We start from the raw sequence: 10,633 nt of genomic DNA on the forward strand, positions 1-10,633 counted from the left end.
GCAGCAGGCGGGGCGACATTGCCGTTGTCAGGCCGCTGCGGTGTTCAGGTGGCAGGCCGACCAATGGCCGGGGGCGATGGCTTCGAGCGCCGGTGCTTCCTCGCGGCAGCGGGCCATGGCGTGCGGGCAGCGCGGGTGGAAGGTGCAGCCCGGTGGCGGTTTCAGTGGCGAGGGAATCTCTCCCTGGATCGGCACGAACACGCGCTTGCGCCGCTCCAGGTTCGGCACCTCGGCCATCAGCGCCTGGGTGTATGGATGGTTGGCGCGCGCAAAAATCTCGGCCGTGGTCGAGATCTCGACGATCTTGCCCAGGTACATGATGGCCACGCGGTCCGAGATGTGGCGCACCACACCGAGGTCATGGCTGATGAACAGGGAGGTCAGGCCGTGCTGGGCACGCAGGTCCATGAACAGGTTGATCACCTGCGCCTGGATCGACACGTCCAGCGCCGCGACCGGCTCATCGCAGACCAGGAAGCGGGGCGACACCATCAGCGCCCGGGCAATGCCCACGCGCTGGCGCTGCCCGCCCGAGAGCTGGTGCGGCAGGCGGGTGCGGTACTCGGCGGCCAGGCCCACTTCGGCCAGCGCCCTGTCGACGCGTGCCGGTATTTCGCCGGCGGGCGCGAGTTTGTGCACGTGCAGCGCCTCGCCCAGGATCTGGTGCAGCCGCTGGCGCGGATTGAGCGAGGCCTGGGGGTCCTGAAACACCATCTGCACGCCCAGTGTGTAGGCCAGTCTGGCGGCCCGGTCCAGGCCGTCCACGGCGGCGCCCTGGTACAGCAGTTCGCCTTCGGTCTGGCGGTGCAGGCCGGCGACGATGCGGCCAAGCGTGGACTTGCCGCAGCCGGACTCCCCCACGAGGCCCAGCACCTCGCCCTGCGCAATCGCCAGGCTCACGCCGTTGACGGCATGCACGGTGCGCGGCTCGGGCTTCTTGCCGGCCAGCTCGAACACGCGCCCGATCAGGTCCTGCCTTTTGACAAAGCGCTTGTACACATTGCGCAATTCGATGACGGGAGGTGGTGCGGTGTGGCTCATGCGGCAGGGTCCAGGGCAACGAGGGGGGCAAAGCAGCGGTAGGTACGCCCATTCACCGTGGTGTTCTCCGGTTCGCCCGTGGCGCATTGCGCCAGGGCGTGCGCGCAGCGCGGCGCAAAGGCGCAGCCGGCGGGGCGGTTGCCCAGCATCGGCGCCATGCCGCTGATCTGCCGCAGGCGTCCGCCGGGCAGGGCGGCGCCGGGCAGCGAATCGAGCAGGCCACGGGTGTACGGGTGCACCGGGGCATCCAGCACCTCATCCACCGGGCCGGACTCGACGATCTTGCCCGCGTACATCACCGCGACCTTGTCGGCCAGCTCGGCGATCACGCCAAGGTCGTGGGTGATCCAGATGAGCGCCGTGCCGTGCGTGCGGCAGATCTCCTGCATGCGGTACAGGATCTGGCCCTGAATCGTCACATCGAGCGCCGTGGTGGGCTCGTCGCAGATGATCAGCTCGGGCTTGTTGAGCATGGCGATGGCGATCGCCACGCGCTGGCGCATGCCGCCCGAGAACTCGTGCGGGTAGTTGCGCAGGCGCGAAGCCGGGGCGGGGATGCCCACCATCTCCAGCGCCTCCACGCAGCGCTGGAGCGCCTGGGTGCGCGGCACGCTGGCATGGGTCTGGATGGCCTCGAGCATCTGCTCCTCGATGCGCAGCACCGGGTTCAACGTCATCAGAGGGTCCTGGAAGATCATCGCGATGCGGTCGCCGCGCAGCTGGCGCATCTGCTCCTCGCTCAGCTCGCGCAGGTTCCGGCCCTTGAACAGCACCTCGCCGGCGATCACCTCGCCGGGAGGGTCGATCAGGCCGAAGATGGAAAAGCCGGTGACCGACTTGCCCGAGCCGGATTCGCCGACCAGGCCCAGGATCTCGCCAGGCCCGATGGACAGGTCGATCCCGCTGACGGCGGGCCAGGCGCCTTCCTCGGTGTGAAAAACGGTGTGCAGGCCACGCACTGCAAGCAAAGGGGTTGTCATGGGCTTCTCGGGTCCAGCGCGGCGCGCAGGCGGTCGGCGATCACGTTGATCGCCAGGATGAGGGCCAGCAGGGCCAGGCCGGGGAACATGCTGATCCAGTAGTCGCCAGACAGCAGGTACTGGAAGCCGTTCGCGATGAGCAGGCCCAGGGATGGCTCGGTGATGGGCACGCCCACGCCCAGGAACGACAGCGTGGCTTCCAGCACGATGGCGTTGGCGATCTGGATGGTGGCAAACACCATCACCGGGCCCAGGCAGTTGGGCAGCAGGTGGCGCAGCATGATGCGCCAGGCCGGAAAGCCCAGGTTCTGTGCCGCCTCGATGTATTCCTTGCGGCGCTCCTGCAGCGCGCGGCTGCGCATGATGCGCGCGTAGTGCGCCCACTGCACCATCACGATGGCGATCACGACCTTGTCCACGCCGCGCCCCAGCATCGCCAGCAGCACCAGCGCCACCAGGATGGTCGGAAAGCCCAGGATGAAGTCCACGATGCGCATCAGCACGGTGTCGACCAGGCCGCCCACGTAGGCCGCGAGCAGGCCGATCAGGCTGCCGATCACGGTGGCCAGCGCCACCGCGGCCAGGCCCACGGTCAGGCTGATGCGCAGGCCATACAGGATGGCGCTGAGCATGTCGCGGCCCTGGCTGTCGGTGCCCAGCCAGTAGTGGAAGCCGTCCATGCTGGCCGAGCCTGGCGGCAGGCGCCCGTCCATCAGGTCCAGGGCGGCCAGGTCATAGGGGTTCTGCGGCGCCAGGAACGGCGCCAGCATCACCACCAGCAGCAGCACGACCAGCGAAATCGCCGAGCCCCTGAGGGACGGGCGGCTGCGCAATTGCTTGAGGATGGCCCGGCGGCGCGGCGTTTCCGTCAACGGGGCGTGGGGAGTGGGAGGGGATTCTGGAGTTTGCATAAATCGCTTGTGCCCGCTTTCCTATTCGGACTCTTGCAGCTGCACGCGCGGGTCCAGCGCCGCATACAGCATGTCCACCAGCATGTTGATCATCACGAAGATGAAGGTCACCAGCATCACGTACGCCACGACCACGGGGCGGTCGAGCTGGTAGATGCTGTCGATCAGCAGCTTGCCCATGCCGGGCCAGGCAAACACGGTCTCGGTGATGGTGGAGTAGGCGATCAGCGAGCCAAACTCCATGCCGATCACCGTGACCACCGGGATCAGGATGTTGCGCAGGATGTGGCGCGTGAGGATGCGGCGCGGCTTCAGGCCCTTGGCGCGGGCGAATTTCACGTACTCCTGTGTCTTGGCGTCCACCACGCCCGTCGCCGTCAGGCGCAGCACCAGCGCGATATTGGCCAGCGCCAGGTTCACGGCCGGCAGCATCACATGCGACCAGCCATCCGCCGTCAGCAACGACAGCGGCACGCCGAACACCGCCACCGTGTCACCACGCCCCGCGGCGGGCAGCCACTGCAGCCACACGGCGAAACACAGGATCAGCACCATGCCCTGCCAGAAGTTGGGCAGCGAAAAACCCAGCACCGAGCCCGCCATCAGCCCCCGCCCCGTGGGCTTGTCATTCTTGAGGCCGGCGACCAGGCCCAGCGGAATGCCGACCACGATGGTCAGCGTGATCGCCACCAGCACCAGCTCCAGCGTGGCCGGAATGCGCTGCACGATCAGTTCGATGGCCGGAATCCCGTGCACGAACGAGGTGCCCAGGTCGCCCTTGAGCGCGCGGAACAGGAAGCTCGTGTACTGCTGCCAGATGGGCAGGTCGAGGCCCAGGCGCTTGATCATCGCCAGGCGGTCGGCCTCGCTGGCCTCGGCGTTGACCAGCAGTTCGATGGGGTCGCCCACGGCATACACCGCAAAGAACACCACCAGCGACACCGCCAGGAGGACAAGAAGGCTCTGCATGAACCTTCGCAGGATGAAGACGAGCACTCAGGCACCCCCTTGCGAAATGGATGGAAGCCGCGCCACGGTGGCGTTGCAAAGGCCAAGGCGTGGGGGCCTGGACATGGCGGGCCTGCGACAACGCGGCGTGGCAAATAAAAATACGGAGTGCGCAAGCGCACCCCGTATCCGTCCACTGGCCGGCAGTGGCTTACTTGGCCTTGACCGAGGTGGCCAGCGTGTACTGGTCGCGGCGGCCTTCGTAGCTCAGGCCCTTCTTGAAGGCCCAGATGCTGCTCTCGAAGTGCAGCGGGATCAGCGCCACGTTGTCCAGGGCGAACTTGGTGGCGGCTTCCAGGCCGGCCTTGCGCTTGGCGGGGTCCACCGTGTCGGCGGCCGGCAGGTACAGCTTGTCGAACTCGGGGTTGTAGTTGGCGCCGTAGTTGCTGGTGCCCTGGCCCTTGGGCGCATCCAGCGATGCCACCCACAGCTGGAACAGCGCCGACGCCTCGCCCGTTTCCGCGGGCCAGCCGCCCATGGGCAGGCTGAACTCGCGCTTGGCGCGCTTGGGGAAGTAGATCGACGCGGTCATCGCATCCACGTTGGTCTTGATGCCGATGCGCGTGAAGTACTGCGCCACCGACTGGGCCACCTGGGCGTCGTTCACGTAGCGGTCGTTGGTGGATGACAGCGTCAGCTCGAAGCCGTTGGGGTAACCGGCTTCGGCCAGCAGCTTCTTGGCGCCTTCGGGATCGAACTTGATCTCGGGGGCCTGGGGCAGCGCGCCGAACATGCCGTCGGGCATGTACTGGTAGGCGGGCGTGGCCATGCCGTCCATGATGCGCTGCACGATGGCCTTGCGGTCGATGGCCATGTTCATGGCCCGGCGCACGCGCACATCCTGCAGCGGGTTCTTGCCGTCGGCGGCCTTCACCAGGGGGCTGGGGTTGCGGCCGATGTCGGGCTGCAGGAACACGAGGCGCGTCGATGGCGTGGCGACGAAGTCGAACTTGGCGTTGTCCTTCACACGCGTCAGGTCGCGCGCGGCGGGGTTCTCGATCACGTCGTAGTCACCGGACAGCAGGCCCGTCAGGCGCGGGCCGGCGCTGGGCACCGGCACCATCTTCACCGTCTTCCAGTGGGGCTTCTCGCCCCAGTAGGCTTCGTTGCGCTCCAGCTGGATGCCGGTGCCCTTGACGTAGGACTTCATCAGGAACGGGCCGGTGCCGATGGCGGTCTTGCCGGTATTGAAATCGGTCACGGTCGGCCAGGCGCCGGTCACGCCGCAGCCCGTCTTGGGTGCGAACGCGAGCTTGCCGCCCTGGGCAATACCGCTCCACAGAATCGGCAATGAACGCGCCATTTCGGCGGGCAGCAGCGGCAGCGGCGCCACGGTCTTGATGATCACGGTCAGGTCATCGGGCGTCTTCACGTCGGTGATGCGCTTGGTGGTGTCGGTGTACGACTCCGAGACGTTGGTCTCGTTGTTCAGCGTGCGGCAGATGGTGAACAGCACGTCCTTGGACGTGAACGGCTGGCCGTTCGAGAACTTGACGCCGGGGCGCAGCTTGAACTCCCAGGTCAGGTCGTCCAGGTTCTTCCACGACGTGGCCAGCGAAGGGATCAGCTCCATCTTGGCGTTGCGCGCCACCAGCGAGTCATAGACATGGGCCGAAAAAGCATCGTTGGCCGTCATCTTGTGATAGTGCGGATCGGCCGCGGTCGGCTCGGCCGCCAGTGCGATGGTGAGCGACTGCGCCTGCGCAACCCCTGCCCCACCTACCGACACCACCACGCCGCTCGCCACGGCCAGCACGGTCTTTCGAAAACCCATGTTCATTTCAGCTTCCTTGTTTCATCTACAACCGGGGGATACACGCAGCGAAGTCGAAAGGCAGCCGCCGCACGGCGCCGCTGCCGCAGCGCGCCGGGACTGCGGTTGACCGTGGCACGGCAGCGCAGCGGCTTCGCATTCGCTATGCATGCATATTATCTGGTCAAAGAACCGGAGCCACTAGGGTATTCCGCATGGACCGGATTCTCCGGGAGGCGGCGCCCACTGCCCTTCATGCCGCGCTGTGGTGGCCACAGCGCCTTTCACACCACGACCGACGCCCCCGTCGCATAGAACTGCCCGCCCGCCACGTAGTGCAGCGTGCGCAGCGCCTGGGGTGCGGTGTCGAACTCCCAGTGCCCGTTGCGGAACACGCGCTCGTCCGCCCAGGCTGCCACCACTTCGCCGATGAAGAGGTCGTAGGCCTGCTGGTTGTGCGGCTCGGGGATGGCGCGGCACAGCAGCCAGGCCGCGCAGCCGTGCACCAGCGGGGTATTGGCGTGGCCGGGGGCGTGGAACAGCTCCACGCCGTGCTGCCGCAGTTTGTCGGGGTGGGTCTTGGCGCTGTCGGTGCCAATGGCCACGGTCATCGCCGCCATGGGCACGGTGGGCAGCTGCAGCGCGAAGGCGCCGCTGGCCTCCACCAGTTCGCGCGTGCGCGTGGCCTTGTCGAGCACCACCGTCACCTTGGGCGGGGAAAAGTCCAGCGCGCAGGCCCAGGCGGCCGCCATCACGTTGTGCTGGCCGGCGTGCGCGGCCGACACCAGCACGGTGGGGCCGTGGTTGAGCAGGCGGTAGGCCTTGTCGAGGGGGACGGGGGTGAAGTGGGCGGTGGGTGGCATGGCGGGAGGCTGAATGCTCTTCAATTGATAGCTGATGGCGGTGATTGAACGTGCGCTCCAGGGCATTTTGGCTTGAAAAATGCCAGGCTGCAGCGTATTCGCCGGCGGTGGTGCCCCCGCGCGCCGTGCAGGCCACTCACTCCACGCAGGCGCTGCCCGCGCCACGGTCTGCTGGGCGACAGCGCGCGGGTGCGCAGCCGGTAACATCCCTTCGCCCATCAACCGCCCCACCGGGGCCCAGCGGAGACAAAAAAGTATGTTCAGTCATGTGATGGTCGGTGTGAACGACCTGGAGGTATCCCGAAAGTTCTACGACGCGCTGCTCGGCACCATCGGTGTGCCCCCTGGCGTCGCCAACAAGAACCGCTACTTCTACCGGGGCCCCTCCGGCACCTTCTGCATCAGCACCCCCATCAATGGCGAGGCCGCCACCTTTGCCAACGGCGGCACCATCGGCTTTGCCATGCAGTCGCCCGAGCAGGCCGATGCGTTCCATGCGGCGGGTGTCGCCCACGGGGGCACCACCTGCGAAGACCCGCCCGGCTACCGCGAAGGCCCCGGCGGCAAGCTGTACCTGGCGTACCTGCGCGACCCGGACGGCAACAAGCTCTGCGCGCTGCACCGCCCCCCAAAGGCGTAGTCAACGGACTGGGCGGCAGGCGCGGCGCTTATGGCGCTGCAGCCAGCGTGTGGCCCCCTGCACGCCACGGCATGCGGCGGCGGCCATGGCGGCGCTGGCCGCCAGCATGGCCAGGGTGTGAACGCCCAGTGCGGCCAGCGCCAGCAGCAGGGGGGTGGATGCGGCACCGCCCCCTGCCGCGCCACCGCCCAGGCACAGCGGCGCCAGCGCGGGCACCAGCATCAGCCCCGCGCCGTGGGCGGTGGCCGTCCCAAAGGACCACAGGGCCAGGCCCGCGTGCCCGGCAGGCCTGCGGATGCAGGGCGGCGCGGTATGCCCACGCAGGTGGGCCAGCACCACCACCGCGCACAATCCGCCCGCCACCGCCAGCAGCACGGGCCGGGCCAGCGGCAGGCCCCACACCGCCGTGGCGGCCACCAGCGCCACCGAGGCCAGGTGCCCGGTGGCCAGGGGCAGCACGGCGCGCAGCGGGATGCCGTGGTCGTGCGTCCGCAGGCCCCAGGCCGCCGCCAGTCCCCAGCCCGTGGCAGGGTTCATCCCGTGCAGGGCGCCCAGTGCGGCGGTGGCGAGCCAGGGCCAGAGGGTGTCCATGGCCGTGGGGCGGTGTTCAGCCCCGTGCGGCGCAGCACGCGCCCGGTGCAGGGTGGGCCTGGCTTGCCTGCGCAGCCGGAGCGGCCGGGGTGCGGGCGGCGTCGGCGGGCGCGTAGCGGTCGTGGTGGCGCACCCAGTCCATGGGGTAGGCCCGGTTGGTTTCATGGCGCCCCAGCGGCGTCAGGTCCAGCAGCTGGTAGGTGCCCATCATGGCCTCGACGCCGCGCCCGAAGGTCGAGTAGGTGTGGAACACCTCGCCCGCATCGTTGCGCACAAACACGCTGATGCCCGGCGCCTCCTCGGCGGGGAACGGCTGCATGCCGTAGTTGTAGAAGACCTCGCCGTTCCCCCGTGCGCGCTGCTCGGGCGTGAAGCTCACGGCGAAGTCGTGGTTGAAGTCGCTGCCGTGCGACGACACCCAGCGGAACCGCCAGCCCATGCGCTCGCGAAAGCGCTCGATCTCGGCCAGCGGCGCGCGCGAGATGGCAAGCAACGACACGTCGCGGTGCTGCAGGTGCAGCTCCATGCCACCCAGGTGGTCGGCCATGAACGAGCAGCTGGGGCAGCCTTGCTCCCACCCCGGGCCGAACATGAAATGCTGCACCAGCAGCTGGCTGCGGCCGTCGAAAAGGTCGGCCAGGGCGCGCGGACCCTGGGGCGTGTCGAAGGTGTAGCGCTTGTCCACGCGGGTCCAGGGCAGCGCGCGGCGCTCCTGGGCGATCTCGTCGCGCAGGCGGGTCAGCGCCTTCTCGTGGGCCAGCAGGGTGTGGCGCTGGGCCAGCCATTGGCGGGCGGAGACCACGGGATGTTGTTGTGTGGGGGCGTTCATGGAGGACTCCTCGATGGGGTGGCGGGTGGCGTAGAAGAAGGATGGGCTCGCGGGCGGGCCAGGCGCACCTGCCCCCGGCCTGCGGCCCGCGCGGAAGGCGCGGCGCCGGTGCAGGGCCCGTGGGGTGCACGGCGATGGGCGCGGCGCGCGGCCGCCCCGTTCAGGCGCGGGGCGCCTCGGGCCGGCGCACGGCGCGCACCTTGCCGCTGCTGCCGCCGCCGGCGTAGAACAGGCCGGCCCCGTCGGACTCGAGCCCGCTCACGCCCATGCCCTGCGGCAGGTCCAGCTGCTGCAGCACGGCACCGCTGGCGGGGTCGATGTGGCGCAGCGTGCTTTCGTCGCCCTCCCAGGTGCCGTGCCACAGTTCGCCGTCCACCCAGGTCACGCCGGTAACGAAGCGGTCGGACTCGATGGTGCGGCGGATGGCCCCCGTGGCGGGGTCGATCTGGTGGATCTTGCGGTCGCGGTACTGGCCCACCCACAGGCTGCCTTCGGCCCAGGTCAGGCCCGAGTCGTTGCCGCCGCCCGGCGCGGGGATGGTGGCCAGGACGCGGCCGGTGGAAGGGTCGATCTTGTCGATGCGCGCCTCGGCGATCTGGTAGAGGTGCGTGCCGTCGAAGGCCGTGCCCGCGTCGCACGCCACGTCGAGCGTGCGGGCGGTGGTGCCGCTGGCGGGGTCGAAAGCCACCAGGTGCTCGCCCGTCGCGGCCCACACGCGCTGGCCGTCGTGCGTCACGCCATGGACCGCCCCGGCATCGCCGAACGGTCCGTACTCGCGCACCACCTGGGCGGGCTGGCGCGAGGCGATGGGCATCTGCCGGTGCGGCGGCGGGGTGTCGCCCACCTGGCTGCTGCAGGCTGCGTCGCGGGGGGCTTGTGGGGTGCGGGTGATGGTGGTCATGGCTGGGCTCCTTCAACGGTTGGTGATGCCACTTTAGGGAATCGGCTGCGCCGTGGGGAGTAACAAGATCGTCGTGAATCCGACGAGCGGCGCCGCCAGCCAGCGGCGGGCGCGGGCCTGGCCGATGGCGCGCACCTGGCCGCCGGCCTCCAGCTCGGCCAGCGCGCGCTGCACGGTGCGCTGGCTGTCGCCCAGCGCGAGCGCCAGGGCCGATGTGGACCACGCGGCGCCGTCGGACAGCAGCGCCAGCAGCGCGCCCTGCGCGCCATCGACCGGCGGCGCGAGCACGGCCACCCCGCGGCCCCCCTGGGGGCGCAGCATGAAGCCGCGTGCGGTGGCCTCCACGCCCGCCAGCGGTGCCATCAGCGCGCGCAGTCGCCCCATTTCCACGCGGAGGCGGGCGCGGTGGGTCTCGTCGGGGTGGCGCGTGCGGAACACGTCGGCGATCAGCGTATCGCGGTCCGCGTCGCCCGGCCACGCCTGGGCCAGCGCGCGCACGAGTGCAAACAGCACCGGCCGGCGCGCCAGCGGGTGCCACGCGCCGCCCGCCTGCACGCCGTGGCGGCAGGCGTCCACCACCAGTGTGTCGCCCGCTGCGCGCAGCGCCGCCACGTCCCGCAGCTGCAGCAGGTGCTCGGTGCCCGGCCCCAGGCGGCGGGCCGCGGGCTGCTGGAGCAGCGTGCGGGCGTGGGCCACCTCGGCCACCAGGGCGGGCACCCCGGCGTGGCCGGCCGCCTCGGCGGCCCGCTGCAGCGCGGCGTCTGCGGCGTCGATGTGCAAGGCGCGCAGGGCCAGCTCTGCGGCCGTGAGCGCGGCCACGGCGGCCAGCGGCGCGGGCAGCTGGGCCGGAAGGCCCGCCGCCTGGATGGCTGCGAGTGCGGCGGAGGCCTGCGCCAGCCGCCCCAGCAGAATCAGCCTGCGGGCCGCCACCAGCCGGGCCTGCAGGGCGTTGATCGCGTCGCCATGGGCCTGCAGCGTGTCGGCCGCCGCCAGCAGTGCCTGGCCCTGGCCGCCCAGGTCGCGCAGGGCGAGCGCCACCTCGGCCTCGGCCACCGCGCAGCGCGCGCGGGCCCGGGCCTCGTGGGCGCCAAACGCGCGGCCCGCCTGCCGCAGCAG

General features: G+C 69.9%; 11 protein-coding genes. 1 reads left to right on the forward strand and 10 read right to left on the reverse strand.

What is annotated here, in order from left to right:
- Positions 1-27: 27 nt before the first annotated feature.
- The 6 genes from AC07PV_RS22720 to AC07PV_RS22745 all read right to left on the reverse strand — a co-directional run bounded on the left by AC07PV_RS22720 (position 28) and on the right by AC07PV_RS22745 (position 6,556).
- A complete protein-coding gene (locus tag AC07PV_RS22720) occupies positions 28-1,041 on the reverse strand; it encodes an ABC transporter ATP-binding protein (protein ID WP_218339471.1) in 1,014 nt (337 codons plus the stop codon).
- Positions 1,038-2,021 (reverse strand): ABC transporter ATP-binding protein, encoded by a 984-nt coding sequence (locus AC07PV_RS22725; RefSeq protein WP_494601088.1) that lies wholly within the window; start codon positions 2,019-2,021, stop codon positions 1,038-1,040. The genes AC07PV_RS22720 and AC07PV_RS22725 overlap by 4 nt, the downstream gene beginning before the upstream one ends.
- Positions 2,018-2,932, reverse strand: a complete 915-nt coding sequence (locus tag AC07PV_RS22730) for an ABC transporter permease (protein ID WP_218297197.1) — start codon at positions 2,930-2,932, stop codon at positions 2,018-2,020. The genes AC07PV_RS22725 and AC07PV_RS22730 overlap by 4 nt, the downstream gene beginning before the upstream one ends.
- A gap of 21 nt (positions 2,933-2,953) precedes the next feature.
- Positions 2,954-3,928, reverse strand: a complete 975-nt coding sequence (locus AC07PV_RS22735; RefSeq protein ID WP_218339473.1) for an ABC transporter permease — start codon at positions 3,926-3,928, stop codon at positions 2,954-2,956.
- Between the two features lie 163 nt (positions 3,929-4,091).
- Positions 4,092-5,714: an ABC transporter substrate-binding protein gene (locus tag AC07PV_RS22740; protein ID WP_218339511.1), complete on the reverse strand. Its 1,623-nt coding sequence runs from the start codon at positions 5,712-5,714 to the stop codon at positions 4,092-4,094.
- 263 nt (positions 5,715-5,977) lie between these two features.
- A complete protein-coding gene (locus AC07PV_RS22745; RefSeq protein WP_218339474.1) occupies positions 5,978-6,556 on the reverse strand; it encodes a flavin reductase family protein in 579 nt (192 codons plus the stop codon).
- A gap of 256 nt (positions 6,557-6,812) precedes the next feature.
- On the opposite strand from AC07PV_RS22745, the gene AC07PV_RS22750 reads away from it, so the two are divergent.
- Positions 6,813-7,196 carry a VOC family protein gene (locus AC07PV_RS22750; RefSeq protein WP_218297200.1) on the forward strand — a complete coding sequence of 128 codons (384 nt, stop codon included), beginning with the start codon at positions 6,813-6,815 and terminating at the stop codon, positions 7,194-7,196.
- Here AC07PV_RS22750 and AC07PV_RS22755 read toward each other — a convergent pair whose 3' ends face one another.
- The 4 genes from AC07PV_RS22755 to AC07PV_RS22770 all read right to left on the reverse strand — a co-directional run.
- The gene (locus AC07PV_RS22755; RefSeq protein WP_494631377.1) at positions 7,197-7,787 is read right to left on the reverse strand and encodes a hypothetical protein; all 591 of its coding nucleotides are present in this window, start codon (positions 7,785-7,787) and stop codon (positions 7,197-7,199) included.
- A gap of 16 nt (positions 7,788-7,803) precedes the next feature.
- Positions 7,804-8,616, reverse strand: a complete 813-nt coding sequence (locus AC07PV_RS22760; protein WP_494631379.1) for a DUF899 domain-containing protein — start codon at positions 8,614-8,616, stop codon at positions 7,804-7,806.
- 160 nt (positions 8,617-8,776) lie between these two features.
- Positions 8,777-9,430 carry a Vgb family protein gene (locus tag AC07PV_RS22765; RefSeq protein WP_218297230.1) on the reverse strand — a complete coding sequence of 218 codons (654 nt, stop codon included), beginning with the start codon at positions 9,428-9,430 and terminating at the stop codon, positions 8,777-8,779.
- A gap of 120 nt (positions 9,431-9,550) precedes the next feature.
- Positions 9,551-10,633: helix-turn-helix domain-containing protein (locus AC07PV_RS22770; RefSeq protein WP_494631381.1), on the reverse strand; the 1,083-nt coding region annotated here is incomplete at its 5' end.

Source organism: Acidovorax sp. GW821-FHT09A11 (genome assembly GCF_059418365.1).